This is a genomic window from Streptomyces sp. NPDC037054 (genome assembly GCF_055606745.1).
On record NZ_JBVJSJ010000003.1, the window covers coordinates 400918 to 421071 of the forward strand.

Genomic DNA, 20154 nt, shown 5'->3' on the forward strand with positions numbered 1-20154 from the left:
TCAGCCCCGCAGTTCGAGCGTGCAGCACTTCACGCTGCCGCCGGCCTTGAGAAGTTCGGTCAGGTCCACTCCGATCGGCTCGAAGCCCCGCTCGGCGAGCTGCCGCGCGAGCCCCGTGGCCGCCTTGGGCAGCAGCACGTGCCGGCCGTCGGAGAACATGTTCAGGCCGAACACCGCCGCGTCCTCGTCGCTCGCCAGGATCGCGTCCGGGAACATCTCGCGCAGCACGGCCCGGCTGCCCTCGGAGAACGCCTGCGGGTAGTACGCCACCTCGTCGTCGGACAGCACCGACAGCGCCGTGTCCAGGTGGTAGTACGACGGGTTCACCAGCCGCAGACTGGTCACGGGCAGCCCGAAGAACTCCTGGGCCTCGAAGTGCGACCGCTGGTCGGTGCGGAAGCCGGTGCCGGCGAGCAGCCGCCGGCCCACGACCAGGTAGTCGCCCTCGCCCTCGTTGATGTGTTCCGGCCAGTGCAGCTCCTCGAAACCCTGCCGCCGGAACCACTCCAGATAGGCGGGGCCCTCCGCGGTGCGCTCGACGTGCCGGAAGCGGGCGCCGAGCACCTTGCCGTCGACGACGGTGGCGCCGTTGGCGGCGAAGACCATGTCGGGCAGCCCGGGCACCGGCGCGATGTCCAGCACGGTGTGGCCCAGCTCCCGGTACAGGGCGCGCAGCCCCTCCCACTGGCGCAGGGCGAGCCCGCCGTCCACGGGCTTGCCCGGGTGCATCCACGGGTTGATGGAATAGGTGACGTCGAAATGACTCGGGGGGCACATCAGGAGCCGGCGCGGGGTCGCCGTGCGGGTCCTGTGCTGTGTGACGGACTGGGTCCCAGTCATGGGTGCTGCTCTCCTGAGTAGGGGAAACGAGACGTGCTGAGGTCTTCATCGCCGCTGTCTGCGGGCGCGGCATCACCGCTGTGCGCGGGCGCGGCGCGGGAGACGGCGGTGGCCACGAGGCGGCCGTCCGCGCCGCTGAGGTCGAGGAACCGCCAGCCGGGCGCCGCCCGCGGGTCCGTGAGGTCGAGTTCGCGCAGGCGCCCGAGCGTCGTGACCCCCACCTTCACCAGGGCCTCCTTGCGCACCCACAGGCGCAGGAAGGCCCGGGCCGGGTCCGGGTCGCCGTGCACCGCCGCGAGTTCGGCCGGGGCCAGGGTTCGGGCGGCGATCCGCGGGTCGAACACGGCCGCCGAGGCGTCCTCCACGTCCACACCGACCGGGCCCGGGCCCGCCGCCGCGGCGACGAAGCCCGCGGCGTGGGAGAGGCTGACGCCGATACCGGGACGGCCGGGCAGGTAGGGCCTGCCGTGGTCCTCGCCGCCGCAGTCGCCGCAGGTCTGTCCCAGCGTCAGGGAGTCCGGTGGCGCGCCGGTCACCCGCGCCGCGCACAGCCGCGCCAGGACGTGCGCGGCCAGGAAGTCGTCACGGCGGGGACCGGCGGGCAGCCGCGCGGCCCGCGCCCGCTCGTACGGGGCGAGCCCGACCTCGTCCACGAGCGGCAGGACGTCGGCCGTCGCACGGACCATGACGAGCGGACCGGCGACCGGCCCCGAAGGCCCGCGCCGGGCCAGGCCGATGCCGCGGTCGCCACCGAGGACCAGGGCGGTACGGGGCACGTTCATCTCCGTTCAGAGCAGTGGAGCGAGAGGGCCGGGGCGAGCGGGCCGAGCAGCACCGTCCGCCCTCGGGGCAGTGCCGTCGGGCGGGCGCGGGCTAGCGGCTGCCGCGCGGCGCCGCCGGGTCGAGCGCGTGCAGCGCCTTGCCCAGCAGGTCGCCGATCTCACGGGCGGGACCGGCCTTCATCATGGCCAGGTGGGCGCAGGCGATCCGGTGCTCCACCAACTCGCCCTCGACATACGGCACCCACGGCTCGCTTACCGAATGGGGCCGGTCCGGTTCGAGCGCGGCGACGAAGTGCAGCACGTCGCCCCGGAACCGGGCGGGACGGAACTGGGCGCGCAGCCGGATCAGGTTCTCCACGACCGTCAGCAGCCGGCCCGCGTCGGGGACGACCTGGCGCACGTCGGCGATCTCCGCCTCGATGAGCCGCCGCATCTCCTCCGGCTCCAGCTCCTCGTCGGTGCCGACCATCACCGTGTCCAGCATCGCGAGCAGTTCGACCTCGTCGCCCTCGGCCTGGAGCCGGGTGGCCAGCGAGTGGGCGACCAGACCGCCGAAGGACCAGCCGAGCAGCCGGTACGGTCCGTGCGGGCGGACCGCACGGATGTGCCGCAGATAGTCGTCGAGCAACTCCTCGTAGGAACCGGGCAGTTCGTCGTCCGAGGCGACACCGCGCGCCTGCAGCGCGTACACCGGCTGGTCGGCGTCGAGCCTGCGCATCAGGGCGGCGTAGCTCCAGCTGAGCCCGAATCCGGGGTGGAAGCAGAACAGCGGGGGCCTGTCGCCCCGGGTGCGCAGCGGCAGCAGGACGGCGAAGTCGTCGGCCGGGATACTCCCGGACGCGGCACCGTCCCGGCGCAGCCGCTGCGCCAGCCCTTCGACGGTCGGCGTCTCGAACAGATCGCGGACGGTCACCTCGGCGCGCAGCTTCGCGCAGACGCGGCCGACGAGCCGGATCGCCATGAGCGAGTGCCCGCCGAGGTCGAAGAAACTGTCGGTGGCCGACACCCGGTCCAGGCCGAGCGCCTCGGCGAACAACGCCGCGAGGGCGATCTCGTCGGGCGTGCCCGGCGCCCGGCCCTCGGAGGTGCCGAAGCCGGGGGCGGGGAGCCGGCCCCGGTCCAGCTTGCCGCTGGGCGACAGCGGCAGCACGTCCAGGGGCACGACGGCCGCCGGAACCATGTACTCGGGCAGCAGGCGGGCGGCGGCGGCGCGCAGCCGCGCCGGGTCGGGCACCGCGCCCCGTGCGGGAGTGACGTAGCCGACGAGCCGGCGTTCGCCGTGCCCGTCCTCGTGCAGGACGACGACGGCCTGCGCCACCTCCGGCTGCTCGGCGAGGACCGCCTCGACCTCGCTGGGCTCGATGCGGAACCCGCGCAGCTTGACCTGGTCGTCGGAGCGGCCGACGTACCTCAGCTGCCCGTCGGGGCGGCGCAGCACCACGTCCCCGGAGCGGTACATGCGCGCGCCGGGCGGCCCGAAGGGGTCGGTCACGAAGCGGGACTCGGTGAGTTCCGGGCGGTGCAGATAGCCCTGGGCGACGCCGGCGCCCGCGATGTACAACTCGCCGGGCACGCCGACGGGCACCGGCCGCATCCGGTCGTCCAGGACGTACAGCCGGGTGTTGCGCAGCGGGCGGCCGATGGGCGGCGTGTCCTCCTCGGCCGTGCCCTCGCCGTGGCGGCCGCTGGTGGAGGCGCTGGCGTACACGGTCGTCTCGGTCGGTCCGTACGCGTTGACCAGCCGGGCCCCCGGCACGGCGGCACGCAGCCGCGCGGCGACCTGAGCGGACAGTGCCTCGCCCGCGAGAACGAGGTAGTCGGCGCGCAGGTCGGGGGCGCTGTCGGTGATCAGCCGGGCCAGGACCGAGGGGACGCCGCTGACGAGCGTGCCCCGCCACGCGCCGCGCTCGCCGATCTCCAGAAGGTCGCGGACGATCTCGATGGAGCCGCCGTTGAGGAGCGGTCCGAGGATCTCGAACACGGACACGTCGAAGTTGAGGGAGGTCGCGGCGAGCACCCGGTCGAGGCCGGCACCGAAGGCCTCCCCCGCCCACGCGGCGAGGTTGACGACGTTGCGGTGCGTGACGGGCACGCCCTTGGGCCGCCCGGTGGAACCGGAGGTGAAGATGACGTACGCCGTGTGGTCCGCGGTCACCTCCCGCCGGAACGTGCCGTCGTCCGGCGAGTCCAGGACGGCCGCGACCGCGGCGTCGTCCAGCAGGAGCACCGACGGCGCGCCGGACCCGGCCGGGAGCCCGGCCACGGCGGACGACTCGGTGACCACCAGGGCGGGGGCGGCGTCCTCCACCATGAACGCCAGCCGCTGCGCCGGGTAGACCGGGTCGAGCGGCACGTAGGCGGCACCCGCCTTGAGCACGGCGAGCACGGCGACGACGACGGCGGGGGAGCGGTGCAGCGAGATGCCCACGAACGAGCCGGGGCCCGCACCGCGCTCGGCGAGCAGCCGCGCCAGACGGGCCGAACGCCGGTCCAGGTCACGGTAGGTGAGGCTCTCGCCGCGGCACACGACGGCGGTGGCGTCGCCCCGCCGGGCGGCCTGCCGGGCGAACAGGGAGACGACGGTGTCGTCGGTGAGCGGCGCGCCGGTGTCGTTCCAGTGGTGCAAAACCCGCTGTCGTTCCGCGTCGTCCATCAACTCGACGTCCGTGAGCGGGAGTCCGGGGTCGGCGGCGACCCCGGCCAGCAGGTGGGCCAGGTGGTCCGCGAGGGCGCGCACGGTGTCCTCGTCGAACCGCTCGGTGTCGTACTCGACGAACACCCGGACGTCGTCGTCCGACTCCTCGAAGGTCAGCATCAGTTCGAAGGCGGCCGTCGCGTTGGCGACCGGAATCGACTCGACGAGCAGCCCGTCCCCCGCTGCCGCAGCGGCACTGGTCCGCAGGTGGTTCAGGCCCAGCTGGAACACCGGTTGCCGGCCCGCCGAGCGGGGCGGGTTGAGGGCGTGGACGAGCTCGTGGAAGGGCACGCCCTGGTGCCGCAGCGCCTGGAAGGTGCGGCCCTGCACGGTCCGCAGCAGCGGCAGGAAACCCTCGCCGGTGTCGAACCTGGCGCGCAGCGGCATGGTGTTGACCGTCAGCGCGACCAGCCCCTCGGAGCCCGCCTCCAGCCGCGTGGACAGGGGAACGCCGAGCACGATGTCGCTCTCGCCGGTGTAGCGGCCGAAGAGCGCGAAGGCACCCGCGGCCAGCACGGAGAACAGGCTGCCGCGGTGCTCGTCGGCGAGCGCGCGCAGCCGCGCCACGAGGGGGGCGGGCAGGTCACGGCGGTGCGTGGCCGCGTGCCGGCGCGTGGTGCCGCCCAGCCGGGCCATGGGCAGGTCGAGGGTGGCGGGGGCGCCGTCGAGTTCGGCGCGCCAGTGGTCCAGGGCCCGCGCCCGGCGGCGTTCGGAGCCCCCGCCGGCCGCGGCGGCGACGTGCTCGCCGTAGCGGAGGGCGGGCGGCGCGAGCGGGCTCGGCCGGCCCTCGGCGCACGCCCGGTACAGCGCCTCGAACTCGCGCGCGAGGACCTCCAGGGAGTGACCGTCGGCGACACTGTGGTGCAGCACGAGCAGGAGTACGTGCCGCTGCTCGCCGAGCCGGTACAGGGTGGCCCGCAGGAGCGGCGCCCGGTCGAGGCGGAACGGCCGGTCCTGCGCCTCGGTGAAGCGCCGGCCGAGGACGGCGTCGGTGACGTCCTGGCCCGAGGCGGCGAGGTCGACGTCCTCGACGGTGACGGTCACGGCGTCGCTGATCACCTGCGCCGCGACGCCCTCGCGCTCGACGATGCCCACCCGCAGCGCCTCGTGCCGCGCGGTCAGTTCGACGAGCGCGGCCTCGAGGGCGCCGCGGTCGAGCGGTCCGGTGAGCCGGAGCGCCAGGGCGAGGTTGTGGGTGCCGGGCCGGCCGTGCGCCGTCTCGGCGAACAGCACGCTCTCCTGGGCGGGGAGCAGGGGGAGGCAGCTGGCCTCGTGGGTCATGGGAAGTCCCGTCGGCAGGGGCGGGCAGCGGTGCGGTGAGCGCGGGGGTCCGGGCGGTGCGGTGCGGGCCGCGCTCCGGGAGGCACGGCCCGCGGTCGGACTACGCCCGGCGGGGCGTGTTCGGGTCCGTGGCGAGGATCTCGGCCGCGCGGGCCGCGAAGTCCTCCAGCGTCTCGTCCGTCGTCGCGGCGGACACGTACATCGGCTCCTCGATGTCCGGAGCCAGGTGGTAACCGGCTTCGCGCATGCCCCGGTACAGCGTCGTGTACGGCGAGTGCGCCTGCGCGGCGACGTCGGCCTTGACGCGGATCGGCGAACCCTGCGGGACGAAGATGAACGCGAAGATGCTGCCGGTCCGGGTGAAGGTGAAGTCGAGCCCCTTCGCGTCCCTGTGGCGCTTTACGGCGGCCTCCAGCAGCGCGCCCTTGCGCTCCAGCTCCTCGTAGAAACCGGGAGCCGCCAGCACGTCGAGGGTGGCGAGGCCGGCCGCCATGGTCAGCGGGTTGCCGGACAGGGTGCCGCCCTGGAGGACCCGCTCCTCGTCGAGCAGCCGCATGATGTCGCGCCGTCCGCCGAACGCGCCGACGGGCGTGCCACCACCGATGATCTTGCCGAAGGCGGTGAGGTCGGGAGCGACGCCGAGCAGGTTGCTCGCGGGGCCGTAAGTGAGCCGGAAGCCGGTGATGACCTCGTCGAAGACGAGCACCGCGCCCTCGCGGTCGCAGATGCGCCGCAGGTCGGCGAGGAAACCGTCCTCGGGCAGCACGAGGGACATGTTGCAGGCGACCGGCTCGACGACGACGGCCCCGATCTCGCCGGGGCGCTCGGCGAACGCCCGCTCCACGCTCGCGGTGTCGTTGTACTCCGCGAACACGTTGGAGCGCATGGCGGCCGGGTCGAGCCCCGCCTCGCGCATGCGCGTCTCGTCCTTGTTCTGCACCAGGTCGAAGTGGCCGTGGTAGCCGCCGTTGAAGCGCAGCACTCCGGTGCGCCCCGTGTAGGCGCGGGCCAGCCGCAGGGTGGACATCACGGCTTCGGTGCCGCTGCACACGAAACGCAGCTGGTCGAGGTGGTCGGCGGTCGCCGTGATGCGCTCGGCGAGCTCGATCTCCTGCGTGCAGTACGTGCCGAACAGCGTGCCGTTGGCCGCCTGGCGGGCTATCGCGGAGCTGACGGCCTCCGGCGCGTGACCGAGGATCAGCGGCCCGAACCCGTACATGAAGTCGACGTACCGGGTGCCGTCGATGTCGTGGAGGTACTGGCCGTGCGACTCGGCGACGACGAGCGGGTCGCTCTCCACGTTGCGGCAGGCGCGCAGCGGCGAGCTGGCGCCGATGGGGATGGTGTGCTGGGCGCGCTTGATTTCCGGCCTCATGAGGATTTTTCCGTTTCGGTGTCGATCGTGCAGTCGGTCATCAGGACATCCAGCAGGGCCTCGGCCTCTTCGCGGGTGTCGCGGGCGAAGTAGGCGGTCAGCACCGTCTCGAAGTTGAGCGGCGGGGCGAGCACGAACTGGCCGTCCTGGCGGTGCAGATGCACGGTGGTGACGTCGTTCTTGCGGCACACCTCGACCGCCCGGCCGGTGTTCTTCAGGAAGCCGCTGCGCTCGATGGGCGCGTCGTACTCCAGGGCCACCCGGTGGTGCAGCGGCTCGGGGGACAGGCTCTCCCGGCCCAGCCGGTGCAGCAGGTCGTAGGCGTCCAGGCCGGTGCAGATGCGCAGTTGCTGGTAGGTGGTGGTGCCGCCGCCGCACAGGCGGGGCGCGAGTTCGAGGATGCGCAGCCGGCCCCGGCCGTCGAAGCGGAACTCCGCGTGGAAGGGCGAGTTGTCCAGGCCGACGCCCGGCACGACGCTCTCCAGCAGGGCGGTGAAGTCGCGGCCCAGCTCCGCGTCGAACGGCTCGGTCAGATAGGCCACTTCGTGGAAGAGGGGGCCCACCAGCGGTGGCAGCTTGCGGTGGATCTGGAGGGGGACGATCCGGCCGTCGCTGACGATGCCGTCGATGGCGTACTCGTTGCCGTCGAGGTACTCCTCGGCCAGCATCCGGGACTGGCCCGAGCCCTCCCGCAGGACCGTGCAGACCCGCTTGGTCTGGAGGTACGCCTTCGGGAAGTCCGCGGGCGTCTCGGCCTTGACCACGCCCGCGCTGTAGAAGCCGTTCGACGGCTTCACCACGACGGGGAAGGACAGGGCCTCGGTGACCGCGGCCAGCGCGGCGGGCGCCTTCGCCGAGGGGTCGAGCTCGATGTGGCGGGTGATGTGGTCGCGGACCGAGGGGTGCGCCTTGAACCGCGTCTTGTCGGCGAGGCACAGCAGCGTGTCGATGTCGCGGGTGGGCATGCCCAGTTCGCCGCGCAGCAGTTCCAGCTGGATCTGGTAGCTGTCGTGGAAGGAGATGACGTCGTCGACGCCGCTCAGGTCCACGGCTTCGCGCGCGGAGTCGACGACGCTGCGTCGCCAGGTCTCCCGGTCGTCGCCGGTGAGCTGGGGCGGGTCGAAGAACCGCACGGTGAAGCCCCGCTCGCGCGCGTAGTCGAGGTAGTCACGGCAGTCTTCCTCACGGCCGAGGAGCAGTACGTTCACGGAAAGGGCCACGCTCTCTGTCTGGTGCTCGTCTGGTGGTGGATCAGGCGGTCTGCTGGACCCGTTCGTCGGAGTGGAGCCGGTTCTCCTGGTTGGCGACGGCCCGCCGGATGCGCCACAGGCAGACCGCGGCCATGACGGCCTCGAAGGCGGAGAAGATCACCCACATGACCGGCAGCATGTCCGGGTCGTCCCGGTTGAGCAGGACGAACGCGATGATCGTGGGGACGCACAGGCACCACATCAGGACGATCCGCGCCACGAATCCGAACCGCGCGAGGCCGAGGCACTCCAGGACGGCGGAGCCGACCATCGAGAACATGAACGCGAGGGAGTACGTCCACAGCACCCGGGAGGTGTCCACCGCGTGGGCGGTGACGGCGGAGTCGGCCCCGTCCAGACCGAACGGGCTCAGCAGCAGGGTCGGTGCGCCGATCTGGAAGGCCGCGACCACGGCGACGTACAGGCCGGAGACGGTCAGGGTGACCCGCATGATGTGCGGGATGTTGCGGTGCAGGCCGGCGCCGACGGCCTTGCCGCACAGGATGTTGCAGCCCATGCCCAGGCCGATCAGGGGGATGACGGCGGCGTAGTTGAGGGCCAGCGCGACGTTGTTGGCGGCGAGCGCCAGCGAGCCGAGCACACCGGCCAGCCACACGAACGCGGTCTGGCCCAGCTCCTCCAGGCTGAGGGAGCCGCCGGCGGGCGCGCCGCGCCGCAGCCGCAGCCACAGCACCGCGGCGACCTGCCGGCCGCCCTTGCGCAGGAGCCGGGCGAAGCCCGCGGCGTAGCCCTTGGGCAGGGCGACGGCGTACCCGGCGAACATGACGGCGACGGCGCTGAGCGTGCCGAGCGCGGAGCCCCGCATGCCCAGCTCCGGCAGCCCGAAGCGGCCGAAGACCAGGCCGATCGTCATGACGATGCCGGCGACCTGGCCGACGATGCCGACGACCATCGGCACGCGGGTGCGTCCCATGCCGTTGAAGTACGAGGACAGCGCCATGTTGAGGGTCATGACGGCGCCGAACAGCGTGGACAGGCCCAGGAACTGCGCCTCCAGCTCCTGGATGCGCTCGGGCTGCCCGCTGAGCGTCGGGACCCACATCAGCAGCGGGGTGGACATCAGCAGCAGCGCGGAGAGCAGCAGGCCGAGGGCGAAGCCGTTGGCTCCCTCGTCCATCGCGTCGCGGTCGTCGCCGCGGCCGTGGGCCTGCGCCACGTAGGAGCGGGTGATGCCGACCGCCCCCGTGGTCACCATGATCACCGTGGTGGCGGTGAAGACGGCGGGCCCGGACGCCTTGAGGGCGTCCTCGGAGTAACGGGCCAGGCAGATCCGGTCGACGAGCATCAGGAGCAGGTTCCCGACCATGCCGAACATCAGCGGGACGGAGACGCGGACGACCTCGCGCACCGTGTCCAGGTCGAGCAGCCGGGCCCGGGTACCGCTCATCGGTCGTTGCCCCGGCGGGGGCGCACGCCCCGCCGGAGCGGGGCGTGCGGACGGACAGCGGTCACAGGTCCACCCCGGACTCCACCAGCAGTTCGTGCACGCTCTTGAGCAGCGCGTCGCGGTCCGACAGGTCGAAGGGCAGCACGTCGCCGACGTCGAGCATGGCGTCGAGCCGCTCCTCCAGGCCGACCAGGAAACGCATCTGGTCGAGGGAGCTGACGATGATCCGCGACGGTTCGGCGTCGGCCGGGACGTCCCGCGCGGCCGCGAGTTGCTCCAGCAGGTCGTCGACGACGTTCCTCAGGTCTTCCATGGGTTTCATTTCCTCGATGGGTCAGGTGCGGGTTCCGGCCGGTCGGGCCCGATTGCCGAGCAGGCCGTACGACAGCAGGGCGTAGGTGAGGCGGTCCAGGCCGATGCCGGCGCAGCAGGTGGCGTCGGCGCCGAGGCCGCGCAGTCCGAACGAGTCGGCGAACACCTCGCCGTGCGCGTTGACACTGGCCACGGACAGTTCGCCGTCGGCGAGCGGCACCCGCACCTCGAACTTGCTCTTGTTGAGCAGCTGGGCCTCGCGGGTCATGGTCGGCGCGTCCCCGAAGAACGCGTCGGAGGCGCTGACGACGCGGTGCGGCACGTCGAGCTCCGCGAAGAACGCGGTGAACGCCTTCATCATCCGCTCGTAGTCGTGCGCGACCTCCTCGGCGCTGCCCAGCCGGACGAGTTCGAACATCCTGAACTCGCCGAGCCGGGTGGCGCTGTGGTTGTGCGACTCGTGCCGGAAGACCGGGCCGTCGATCGCGAACGTCCCCGTGCCGTAACGCTCCTTGAGCTCGGCCGCGTTGGCGTACACGTGGTAGCAGGTGACCGGCGTGAGGACGGTGTCGGCCGGCGTGTAGAAGGAGTCCAGCGCCTCGCTCTGGCCGGGCCGCAGCTGGGAGACGGTGACGCCGTCCCAGTAGTGGTCGCGGATGCGGGCGACCGCGTTCACCAGGTTGGGGAACTTCTGGTAGTAGCCCGCCCGCACCAGCACGTCGCGGGAGATCTGTGCCGATCCGGCCAGCAGGGGCGCGCCGAAGGCGTCGGCCAGCCGCTCCCGGCACAGCCGGCGCACGTGGTCCATCGCCGCCGTCCAGTCGGGCCCGTGCAGGTAGGCGCCCCTGGCGACGGCGATCCGGTCGTCGTCGGGGAGCGTGCAGGCGAGGCCGGGGCGGCCCGGGTTGTCGGTGACGACCGTGGCCGGCACCTCGCGGTGGCCGCGCAGGAAGTGCCGGACCATCTCGCCGAGTTCGCGTTCGCCCGGCCCGGCGGGCACCACGACCTCGACGCCCTTGTCCAGCAACTCCACGGTGACGTCGCCGTAGTAGAACCCGAGGGCCTTGCGCAGTTCGTCGGCGGTCCCGGCGTCCACCGGGCGCTCGTGGCGGTAACGCACGCCGTTCAACATCGTGCCCTTTCAGATGCGGTGACGCATCGGGACCCAGTCGGCCAGGAGGATGGCCCGCTCGCCGGGCTCGGGGGCGCTGCCCTTGCGGATGGGGCCGACGTAGTGGCTGACGAGGTGGTCCGTGATGGCGTACGCCTCCAGCGGGCGCTCCATCTGGAACTCGGCGAGGCGGTCCGCCGGCGGGACGTCCTCCGGCTGCTTGCCGCGGTAGTCCGGGGTGGCGATGAGATTGCCGCCGCCCTCGGCGTTGTGACGGTAGATCAGGTGGGCGAAGACGTAGGGCTCGCCGTCCTGGTGCAGCTCGTTCGGGGAGGACACGGCCTCGTAGCCGTCCTCCTCGATGTGCAGCTTGATGAGGTGGACCCCGACGTAGAGGGGCCAGACCGCGTCGTCCTCGTTCCAGTGCGTCTGGGAGAAGTCGAACTGGATCAGGTCGAGGAGGACCTTGTTGTTGCACACCTCGTCGCTGATGGCGGGGAGGTTCCGGGTGACGTTGACGTACTCGGGATTGTTGTCGCCCTGGTAGTAGCCGTTCATGCCCTCGCGGGCCTGGCTTTCCGAGGCCGGCATCCAGAAGAATTCCCTGGACCAGGGCAGGAAAACGCCGCGCGCATAGCGGCGGTATCGGCCCGAGCCGACTGCGTACGGGTCCTCGGGAAGATCTTCGTAAGCCGCCCTCAGTGCCTTGTAGTCCGCGTTTTCCTCGTCGATTCCGAAATGGGACTGCAGGTCCCATCGGTCGTATCCCTGGCGGGCGAGGGTGGAAATGTTTTCGGACACGGCAGAATTCCCCCCATGAGTCAATGAATCTGTCGGCCCGGCAGAGAGTAGTTGAATGGAGCACGGGGCGACAACGTGGCAAGCGTCACAAGATTTTCTGCCGGTTTCTGCAACCGGCGAGAAAAGGTGCCTATGTTGGCCGAAAATGCGTGAGGCATTCCCGTGGATGGCTGAAAGATGCCTGCCAGGGCGGGATTTGAGGGCGATTTTCGGCCGTCACTGTGGTGTCGCAACGCAGGCGTTCCCGACATCCTGCTTCCGGAGAGTTCCCTCGATGTTTCGTTGACATGGCCGCCCGCTCCGTGATTCGATCCGTGCTCGAAAGGCAGCCTTAAACACATTGGGGGAAGAGTGTCGAACAGCCTCGTCGACGAGCGCATTTGCGAAGTCCTCAAGCAGATCGCCGAACTTCCGGAGTCGTTCGAGATCTCGGCGGAACAGGACCTCAAGGCCGATCTCAACATCGACTCACTCAAGCTGATCGACGTCGTCGTGCAGGTCGAGGCGGTGCTCGACATCGAACTCGGGGATGAATTCTCCCGTGACCTCGTCACGGTCGGAGACCTCCAGCGCCAGGTGGGCGAGCAGATCGGGGCGTGAAACCCGCGCCCCCGCCCACCCGCATTCCAGCGCCACGGAGAAGTGTGTTGTTTGAGTTCACCCTTGGCCCGGTCGCCCTGTGCGCGCCCGGGCCGGCGGACGGCCAGGACGAACACGGCGGCCTGCCGCCCGACCTGCCCGACGTGATCGGCACCGCCGGCGACCAGTTCCGCGACCCGTTCACCCGCGTCTGCCTCTATCTCGCCCTCGGCTCGGCGGACACCCCCGAGGAACGCACCGACGACACTGTCGTGATCGGCACCGAGTACGGCAACACCGCCGCGCTGGCCCGCCTGCAACGTGCCGCGGAGGAGAAGGGGAAGCTGCTGTCCGCCCAGTACTTCCCCAACGCCACGTCCAGTTCGGCGTCGGCGTTCGTCAACCTCCGCATCGGCGCGACCGGACGCAACATGACGGTCAACGCCGGCGCGCTCACCCCGGTCGTGGCCCTGTGGCAGGCGCTGTCGGCCCTGGACCAGAAGCGCTCCACCACCAGCCGGCTCCTCGTCGGCGACGTCTACGCACCGGAGGCCGTCCAGGACGCGCTGCTCGACGCGCCCGACGTGCCCTGCCGGGACGGCGTCGCCCACGCCTTCCTGCACAAGGGCGACGAGCTCACCGCCGAGTTCGCCTTCGGCGCAGCCGACGAGCCCCACCCGGACCCGGTGCGCGCCGTGTGCCGCGTCGGCGCGTCCGACGCCGAGCCCGTCGCGTTCGCCGAGCGCAACAGCGCCTTCGCCACCCGCGCCTTCCTCGACCTGGTCCACTCCCTGGAACCCGCCGGGCAGGCGGTCCTCGAATGCCGCGCACCGGACGGCCGGCACGCCACCGTGACGGTGACCCGGCAGCAAGCGAACAGCACGGACGGGAGGTCCCGGTGAACCAGGGAACGACAAGGGTCTTCATCACCGGACTCGGCGTCATCTCGCCCGCCGGCGCCGGAGTCGAGCCCTTCTGGGACGACCTGTGCGCGGGCCGCAGCCGATTCGAGGAACTGCCCCCGCTGTACGCGGGAATGAAGCCCGGCATCCTGGGCGGACGCGTCCCCCGCGAGGCCCGCGACATCGCGCTCTCCCAGGTCGACGCCGTCACCCGCGAACGCCCGCGCGCCGCCTCGCTGTTCGCGGAGTCCGCCGCGCTGGAGGCACTGCGCGACGCCGGACTGACCCCCGGGGACGACCGGCTGCGCAACGCCGTGGTGTGCGTCGGCAGCAGCGACGGCCAGGCCGAGGCACTGGAGGACGTGGTCGCCGGACGGCGGGACATCGCCGAAACCGGAGGCTTCTCCACCTACTCCATCGCCCAGGGCGTCGCCCGCACCGTGGGCGCCCACGGCCCCGCCTACCTGCTGCAGAGCACCTGCGCCTCCGCGAACGTCGCCCTGTCCTGCGCGCTGGAGATGCTGCGCGCGGGCATCGCCGACACCGCCGTCGTCGGCGGCTGCGACCCGTACTCCGAGAAGAACATCATCGGGTTCAACACCCTCCAGGCCATCGGCCCCAAGCCCTGCAAGCCCTTCACCAAGAGCCGGCGCTACGTCACGCCGTCCGAGGGCGCGGGCATGTTCGTCCTGCAGACCGAGCGCGCCCTCGCCCCCGGTGCCACGCCGTACGCCGAGGTGCTCGCCACCGCCGTCAGCAACGACGCGAGCCACCCGACCGCTCCCGACCGCGACGGCGTCGCCGCCTGCCACCGGCTCTCCCTCGACGAGGCCGGACTGAAGGCCGACGACATCGACGTGATCTTCGCCCACGGCACCGGCAGCCGCGCCAACGACACCATCGAGGGCGGCATCTTCGCCGAGCAGTACCCGCGGGCCGCCGTCACCGCGATCAAGAGCACCATCGGACACCTCATGGGCGCGGCCGGCGCCGCCGGTGCCGTCGCCGCCTGCCTGGCCCTGCGCCACCGCACGGTGCCCCCGACCGCGGTCGACGCCGACGACGTCGAACTCGACCTCAACCTCGTCACCGGCAAGCCGCTGCACGTGCCCGGCCTGCGGCACGTGCAGAACAACGCCTTCGGGTTCGGCGGCAACAACGCCATCAGCATCTTCCGGAGCGTGTCATGACGCTCCCGCCGTCCCTCGTCGGCGAGAAGGCCGTGCTGCGCCTCACCTCCGACGGCCCGCTCACCGTCCTCACCATGGACAGCCCGCCGCTGAACCTGTTCGACGAGTCCATGTGGCAGGCGTGGGCGGACGCGGTGGCCTGGCTGACGGACCACACCCCCCGCGCCCTCCTCGTCCGGGCCGAGGGCTCGGTCGTCAGCGCGGGCGTCGACGTACGGGTCTTCGCCGAACTGGACGCGGCCGAGGCCGAGTCCTTCTGGCGCGCGCAACTGGGCATCACGCAGGCCCTGGAGGCGCTGCCCTGCCCCACCGTGTTCGCCGCCCACTCGCTCACCCTGACCGCCGCCTTCGAACTGGCCCTGGCCTGCGACCTCGTGGTCGCCGCACCGCAGGCCAGGTTCGGACTCGTCGAGCGGAAGATCGCGTTCACCCCGGCGATGGGCGGCACCCAGCGGCTGGCCCAGCGCGTCGGCCCGTCCCGCGCCCGGGAACTCGTCATGACCGGCGACCTGTACCGCGGGTCCGTCCTCGCCGAGTGGGGCGCCGTCAACGCGCTCTTCCCGCCGGCGTCCTTCGACACGGACGCCCACGCCTACGCGATGCGCCTCGCCACCGGCCCCACCCGCGCCCACGAGGCCACCAAGAGCGTCGTCCGGCACTACCTGGCCGGCGGCGTCACGGCGGCGGACACCGCCCTGCCCGGCATCGCCGCCGAGGTGACCCGCACCACGGACCACCGTCGCGCGGTCGAGGCGTTCCTGACGGAGGGGCCGGAGCACGGGACGGAGTACGCGGGGTGCTGATCGCGCCGTCGTCCGACGGCGAGGCGAACCGGCCGCGGCCGTGCGGGGGAAGGGGCCCGGCACGGCCGCGGGCGGGATCAGCCGTCGGCTCCGCGCAGCCAGCGCAGCGCCATGCGCAGGTCACGGACCACCGCGTCCCGGAAGCCCCGGTGATCCGCCGTCGGCCACGCCCCGGCCTCGCGCAGCGCCGCCTCCAGTTGCCGCACCGCCGCGCCCTTCGCGGGACCGGCCGGGCTGTCCAGCGAGGTCGCCGTCATCGGCGGCGGGCTCCGCGGAGGCCGCCGCGCCGCCCTTCTCGCCGCCCCGTCGACCCGCTCGGCGGCCAGGCGAACCACCCAGCTGGGTACCGGGCTCTGGGCGAGCACCCGTACGTGGAGACGGCGGGCGTCTCCGCCTGTCCAACCCGACGAGCGACCCCGTCCCGACGGGACTCCGGCTGGGAACGCCCGTCGCCGAGGTCGTCAACCTCGACGAGAGCGGCACGGGCCGCCACGTGCCGGCAGACGACGGGGAAATCGAACTGCCGCCCCACGGCTTGATTTCACTGCGCATCCGCTGACCATCCGGAAGGAGGAGGGGAGGTGGGGCCAGGGCTGTCAAGAGTGCGGAACAAGCCTTTCCGGGCTCAGGTCGGTGTGTCGGCGTAGTAACGGCGGCAGGCGCGGAGCATGCCCTCCGGGGAGAGGGTGAAGACGTCCACGAACTCGCGGTGCTGGGGGGCCAGCCGGCCCATGACGACCACGCAGTCGCCGTCCGCCACGATGCGGGTGATCAAGTGCCGGATGCCTGGTCGGCCGGGGTGTTCCAGGTCCGTGTGGCAGGCGTCGGTGTCGAGGAGCGACCCGTAGCCGTCGACGTCGCCCGCGTCGAGGTAGTCGTAGGCGAGACGCACGTGGTCCACCCCGGACTCGGTGACGACGCGGCTCGGCGTGGGGCGGCAGGGGTGCGGGGTGTCCATGGCGTGTCCTCTCGTGCGGCCGCTTGGGGGGACTGTCGGGCGGCCCGGTGACGAGCGGCGCGGCACCGCGGTGTCACCACCGTGGGCGAAAGCCGCATCCCGAAGCTATCGCCCGCCTATCACGGGAGGGAATCACCCACTTCGGTGGGTGATGGGGTGGTGCCGATGGTCGCGCGCCTGCGGTCAAGACGGATCACAACGAGGCTGCTGAGGTGCGGGTTTCAGCCAATGACGCTTCATCAACATGAAGGGTCCGTACCGTGGACAACCTGTGAACATCTCAGCGAGACTGAGTGCCCGCTCCACCACCTGACCGGTGCGGCTTCTGCTGGGAGAGTTATGACTGCTTCGCCCGGCGGGGCTGTGCGCGGTCCTGAATCGGTGGCCTTCCGCATCCTCGGCCCGCTGACCGTGATCGGACCTCACGGGCCCGTACGCGTCCCACCCGGTCGCCAGGAGGTCATCCTGGCCGCGCTGCTGCTGGAGGCCGACCGCATCGTCAACACGGACTACCTCGTCGACCTCATCTGGGACGACGAACCGCCGGACACCGCCCGCACCCAGGTGCAGATCTGCGTGTCGCGGCTGCGCAAACTGTTCACCAAGGCCGACATCGCCGCCGCCATCACCACACGCCCGCCCGGCTACGTCCTCAGGACCGAGCACGAACAGGTCGACGCCCTGCTGTTCGCACGCCGGGTCGCCGAGGCACGCGCCGCCGCCAGGCAGGGCGACCCGGCCACCGCGGCCGACCTCTTACGCGCCGCCGACGAGTTGTGGCAGGGCGGCTGCCTGAACGGCACCACCAGCGAGACCCTGCGCAACAAGGCGCTCCAGCTCGACGAGGAGCGCATGACGGCCGCCGAGACCCGCATCGATCTGGAGCTGCGACTCGGCCGGCACCACCAGCTCGTCGGCGAGATCCGGACCCTCGTGCACGCCCACCCCCTGCGGGAGCGGCTGCGCGGCCAGCTGATGCTGGCCCTGTACCGGTCCGGACGGCAGGCCGAGGCGCTGGAGGCGTACCGCGTCGGGCGCGAACTGCTCGTCGAGGAACTGGGGCTGGAGCCGGGCTCCGAACTCCGCCGCCTGGAGGCGGCCATCCTCGCCGGTGACGTACCTCCCGCCGAGGCGGCCGACGGCGGTTCCGGTGAAGGGCGCCGTGACGCGGCGGGGGAGGGGATGTCCCTCGGCGGCGGGGAGGTGAGGCGTGAGGGTGGTCCGGCGGTCGGGGGCGGTGCGGCGGTCGGGGGCGGTGCGGCGGGTTCCGTCGATGCGGAGGGCGACGCCGAGGGCGCGGCGGGCGCGGCAGCCCGGGTGCGCGGGTCCCGGTCGGTGGAGGCGACCGGCCTCGCCGAGGTTCCCGGACCGGTCCCGACGCCCCAGACCGCAGAGCGACCGGTGCCGTCCATCGGGCCGATCCTGGTCGGTGGGTCCGGTGGGTCCGGTGGGTCCGGTGGGTCCGGTGGGCCGGGCCGTGGCCTTCTCGACGGCCCGTCCTCGGCCTCGCGCGGGGACCGGCACGACGTGCGTCCGACCGCGTACCGCGTCGACGCGCCGCCCGGCAGGACCGGCCCGGCCCCGGCGCCGTCACCCGCACCCGCACCCGGATCCCCGGCCTCCAACGCCTCCTCCGGCGAGGACGTCCCACGGCAACTCCCCGCCGACACCTCCGACTTCGTCGGTGACGAGGAACAGATCGGCGGCATCGAGCGCATGCTGCTCGGTGACGGCTCCCGCCGTTCCGTCGGTCTCGCCGTCATCGTCGGCAAGCCGGGTACCGGAAAGTCCACCCTCGCCACCCACATAGCGCACCGGCTCGCCGAACACGCTTACCTCGACGGCCAGTTGTACTGCGATCTGCGCGGCACCACCGGCGCCCCGGCCGCGGCCGGCGAGGTCCTCGGGCGCTTCCTGCGGGCGCTCGGCATCCCCGGCCCCGTCATCCCCGAATCGCAGGACGAGCGGGCCGAGATGTACCGGACGCTGCTCGCCTCCCGCCGCATCCTCGTGGTGCTGGACGACGCCGTCTCCGAGAGCCAGGTGCGTCCGCTGCTGCCGGGCAGCAGCCAGTGCGCCGTGCTCGTCACGAGCCGCTTGCGGCTGACCGGCCTGCCGGGTGCGCAACGCGTCGAACTCGACGTGATGAGCACCGAGCGCGCCCTGGAACTGCTCGCCCTGGTGATCGGCCCGGACCGGGTGGAGCGGGAGCGCGCCGCGGCCGAAATGCTGATCCGGACCGTCGGCGGGCTCCCCCTCGCCCTGCGGATCGTGGCCGCCCGGCTCGCCGCCCGCCCGCACTGGAGCCTCGCGTCGATGGTGCAGCGGCTGGCCAACGAACGCCACCGCCTCGACGAGCTGACGCACGGCGAGATGACCATGCGCGCCAGCCTGTCCCTCACCCACGACGGCCTGGCCCCCGAGGACCGCCGACTGCTGCGGCTGCTCAGCCTGTCCCGGTCGGCGACCCTGCCGGGCTGGCTGGCCGGAGCCCTCCTGGACGACCACCGGCCCTACCCGTCCGACCTGCTGGAACCACTGGTCGACGTGCAGATGCTGGACGTCGTCGGAGTGGAGTCCACCGGCGGCTTCCGCTACCGCTTCCACGAGATCATCCGGGTCTTCGCACGGGAACAACTGCTCCTGCACGACGAGCCCGCCGTACAGACGGCGGCCCTGGAACGGATGACGGGCGGCTGGCTCTCCCTGGCCGAACAGGCCCACCGGCGCATCTACGGCGGCGACTTCACCGTCCTGCACGGCACGGCGCCTCGCTGGGTGCCGCCGGCGAACTGCGTGGACGAACTGCTCGTCGACCCGCTGGAGTGGCTCGACAGCGAGCACGCCTGCCTCGTCGAGGCCGTCGAACAGGCCGCCGCCGCGGGCATGGACGAGCTGTGCTGGGACCTGGCGACCACGCTCGCCACCCTGTTCGAGGGCAAGGGCTACTTCGACGACTGGCTGCGCACCCACCAACTCGCCCTGGAGTGCGTCCGCGCCGCCGGAAACACCCGCGGCACCGCCGCGCTGCTCAGCTCGCTCGGCGTGCTGTACCTCGGACGCAGCCAGCACGAGGAGTCGCTGGGCGTGCTCACCTCCGCGCTGGACATGTTCCAGGTCCTCGGCGACCGCCAGGGGCTCGCCCTGTGCCACCGGGACCTGGCGCTGCTCGCGCGGATGCGGGGTGACGACGACCGGGCCCTCACCCTGTACGACCGCGCGCTGCGGGATTTCGACCAGGCCGGTGACGTGGTGGGCCGTGCCATCGTGCTGACCCAGAGCGCCCACATCTGGATGCGGCGCCAGCAGATCGAGATGGCACAGTCCCGGCTGGACGAGGCCCTCGGCATCTACCGCTCCGTCGGTTACACGGGAGGCGAGGCCCGCACCCTGCGCCGCGCCGGGCAACTGCAACAAGGCCGGGGGGAGCACGCGGCGGCGGTACGGACGTTCACCGAAGTGCTGGAACTGTGCCGGGACTCCGGCGACGTGATCGGAGAGGGCCACCTGCTGCGGGACCTGGGGCACGCGCACGCGGAGCTGGGGCGCGGCCGGGAGGCGCGCGGCTTCTACGCGCAGGCGCTCGCGGTGCGCGAGCAGATCATGGACCTCGGGGGTGCGGCGCTGGTGCGGCTGGACCTGGCGCGGCTGCTCGCGGCGAGCGGTGACGCGGCCGACCGGGCGTGGTCACGGGAACTGCTGGAGGTGGCGACGGGGGCGTTCAGGGAGCGGCGGATGGGGCCGGAACTGGCTGAGGCGCAGCGGCTGCTCGACGCCGCGGGCGCCGAGCCGTCGGGCGGCCTCGCCGTGGGCGGGGCGGCCACCGGGTGACCGTACGGCCGGTCCGGGGTTCCACCGCGTACTGAC

The 20154-nt window shown here is 72.3% G+C and carries 16 protein-coding genes; 5 read left to right on the forward strand and 11 right to left on the reverse strand.

Annotated elements, in window-relative coordinates; genetic code table 11:
• The 9 genes from ddaH to ACZ7D7_RS10270 form a co-directional block, all read right to left on the reverse strand.
• The gene (gene ddaH / locus ACZ7D7_RS10230; protein WP_470823557.1) at positions 1–840 is read right to left on the reverse strand and encodes a dimethylargininase; all 840 of its coding nucleotides are present in this window, start codon (positions 838–840) and stop codon (positions 1–3) included.
• Positions 837–1616, reverse strand: a complete 780-nt coding sequence (locus ACZ7D7_RS10235; RefSeq protein WP_470823558.1) for a 4'-phosphopantetheinyl transferase family protein — start codon at positions 1614–1616, stop codon at positions 837–839. The genes ddaH and ACZ7D7_RS10235 overlap by 4 nt, the downstream gene beginning before the upstream one ends.
• A gap of 97 nt (positions 1617–1713) precedes the next feature.
• Positions 1714–5598, reverse strand: a complete 3885-nt coding sequence (locus tag ACZ7D7_RS10240) for a non-ribosomal peptide synthetase (RefSeq protein ID WP_470823559.1) — start codon at positions 5596–5598, stop codon at positions 1714–1716.
• A 100-nt stretch (positions 5599–5698) separates the two neighbouring features.
• Positions 5699–6973 (reverse strand): aspartate aminotransferase family protein, encoded by a 1275-nt coding sequence (locus ACZ7D7_RS10245; protein ID WP_470823560.1) that lies wholly within the window; start codon positions 6971–6973, stop codon positions 5699–5701.
• Positions 6970–8193 carry an ATP-grasp domain-containing protein gene (locus ACZ7D7_RS10250; protein ID WP_470823561.1) on the reverse strand — a complete coding sequence of 408 codons (1224 nt, stop codon included), beginning with the start codon at positions 8191–8193 and terminating at the stop codon, positions 6970–6972. The genes ACZ7D7_RS10245 and ACZ7D7_RS10250 overlap by 4 nt, the downstream gene beginning before the upstream one ends.
• A gap of 31 nt (positions 8194–8224) precedes the next feature.
• Complete coding sequence (locus ACZ7D7_RS10255; RefSeq protein ID WP_470823562.1) at positions 8225–9631, reverse strand: MATE family efflux transporter; 1407 nt, start codon at positions 9629–9631, stop codon at positions 8225–8227.
• Between the two features lie 61 nt (positions 9632–9692).
• The gene (locus ACZ7D7_RS10260) at positions 9693–9944 is read right to left on the reverse strand and encodes a hypothetical protein (RefSeq protein WP_470823563.1); all 252 of its coding nucleotides are present in this window, start codon (positions 9942–9944) and stop codon (positions 9693–9695) included.
• Positions 9945–9965: 21 nt separating this feature from the next.
• On the reverse strand, positions 9966–11063 hold the full coding sequence (locus ACZ7D7_RS10265; protein ID WP_470823564.1) for a class-II aminoacyl-tRNA synthetase family protein: 1098 nt from the start codon (positions 11061–11063) through the stop codon (positions 9966–9968).
• 21 nt (positions 11064–11084) lie between these two features.
• Complete coding sequence (locus ACZ7D7_RS10270) at positions 11085–11855, reverse strand: 2OG-Fe dioxygenase family protein (protein WP_470823565.1); 771 nt, start codon at positions 11853–11855, stop codon at positions 11085–11087.
• Positions 11856–12206: 351 nt separating this feature from the next.
• Here ACZ7D7_RS10270 and ACZ7D7_RS10275 point away from each other — a divergent pair, with 351 nt between their 5' ends.
• The 4 genes from ACZ7D7_RS10275 to ACZ7D7_RS10290 are packed head-to-tail and all read left to right on the forward strand — an operon-like array spanning position 12207 to position 15329.
• Positions 12207–12455 carry an acyl carrier protein gene (locus ACZ7D7_RS10275; protein WP_470823566.1) on the forward strand — a complete coding sequence of 83 codons (249 nt, stop codon included), beginning with the start codon at positions 12207–12209 and terminating at the stop codon, positions 12453–12455.
• A 47-nt stretch (positions 12456–12502) separates the two neighbouring features.
• A complete protein-coding gene (locus ACZ7D7_RS10280) occupies positions 12503–13336 on the forward strand; it encodes a hypothetical protein (protein ID WP_470823567.1) in 834 nt (277 codons plus the stop codon).
• Positions 13333–14526 carry a beta-ketoacyl synthase N-terminal-like domain-containing protein gene (locus ACZ7D7_RS10285; protein ID WP_470823568.1) on the forward strand — a complete coding sequence of 398 codons (1194 nt, stop codon included), beginning with the start codon at positions 13333–13335 and terminating at the stop codon, positions 14524–14526. The genes ACZ7D7_RS10280 and ACZ7D7_RS10285 overlap by 4 nt, the downstream gene beginning before the upstream one ends.
• Positions 14523–15329: an enoyl-CoA hydratase/isomerase family protein gene (locus ACZ7D7_RS10290; RefSeq protein ID WP_470823569.1), complete on the forward strand. Its 807-nt coding sequence runs from the start codon at positions 14523–14525 to the stop codon at positions 15327–15329. Before ACZ7D7_RS10285 ends, ACZ7D7_RS10290 begins: the two co-directional genes overlap by 4 nt.
• A gap of 77 nt (positions 15330–15406) precedes the next feature.
• On the opposite strand, the gene ACZ7D7_RS10295 is transcribed toward ACZ7D7_RS10290, so the two are convergent.
• Together ACZ7D7_RS10295 and ACZ7D7_RS10300 are read right to left on the reverse strand one after the other, a co-directional pair.
• Positions 15407–15586 (reverse strand): hypothetical protein, encoded by a 180-nt coding sequence (locus tag ACZ7D7_RS10295; protein WP_470823570.1) that lies wholly within the window; start codon positions 15584–15586, stop codon positions 15407–15409.
• Positions 15587–15954: 368 nt separating this feature from the next.
• Positions 15955–16287: a nuclear transport factor 2-like protein gene (locus tag ACZ7D7_RS10300; protein WP_470823571.1), complete on the reverse strand. Its 333-nt coding sequence runs from the start codon at positions 16285–16287 to the stop codon at positions 15955–15957.
• Positions 16288–16626: 339 nt separating this feature from the next.
• Here ACZ7D7_RS10300 and ACZ7D7_RS10305 point away from each other — a divergent pair, with 339 nt between their 5' ends.
• Entirely contained in the window at positions 16627–20118 is a 3492-nt protein-coding gene (locus ACZ7D7_RS10305; protein WP_470823572.1) for an AfsR/SARP family transcriptional regulator, read from the forward strand.
• Positions 20119–20154: the final 36 nt, after the last annotated feature.

Excerpts from the sequence above, each read along its gene's own strand:
- ACZ7D7_RS10290 (WP_470823569.1), top strand. The coding sequence starts at position 14,523 with ATGACGCTCCCGCCGTCCCTCGTCGGCGAGAAGGCCGTGCTGCGCCTC.
- ACZ7D7_RS10240 (WP_470823559.1), bottom strand. The coding sequence starts at position 5,598 with ATGACCCACGAGGCCAGCTGCCTCCCCCTGCTCCCCGCCCAGGAGAGC.
- ACZ7D7_RS10305 (WP_470823572.1), top strand. The coding sequence starts at position 16,627 with ATGACTGCTTCGCCCGGCGGGGCTGTGCGCGGTCCTGAATCGGTGGCC.
- ACZ7D7_RS10295 (WP_470823570.1), bottom strand. The coding sequence starts at position 15,586 with ATGACGGCGACCTCGCTGGACAGCCCGGCCGGTCCCGCGAAGGGCGCG.
- ACZ7D7_RS10245 (WP_470823560.1), bottom strand. The coding sequence starts at position 6,973 with ATGAGGCCGGAAATCAAGCGCGCCCAGCACACCATCCCCATCGGCGCC.
- ACZ7D7_RS10260 (WP_470823563.1), bottom strand. The coding sequence starts at position 9,944 with ATGGAAGACCTGAGGAACGTCGTCGACGACCTGCTGGAGCAACTCGCG.
- ACZ7D7_RS10300 (WP_470823571.1), bottom strand. The coding sequence starts at position 16,287 with ATGGACACCCCGCACCCCTGCCGCCCCACGCCGAGCCGCGTCGTCACC.
- ddaH (WP_470823557.1), bottom strand. The coding sequence starts at position 840 with ATGACTGGGACCCAGTCCGTCACACAGCACAGGACCCGCACGGCGACC.
- ACZ7D7_RS10255 (WP_470823562.1), bottom strand. The coding sequence starts at position 9,631 with ATGAGCGGTACCCGGGCCCGGCTGCTCGACCTGGACACGGTGCGCGAG.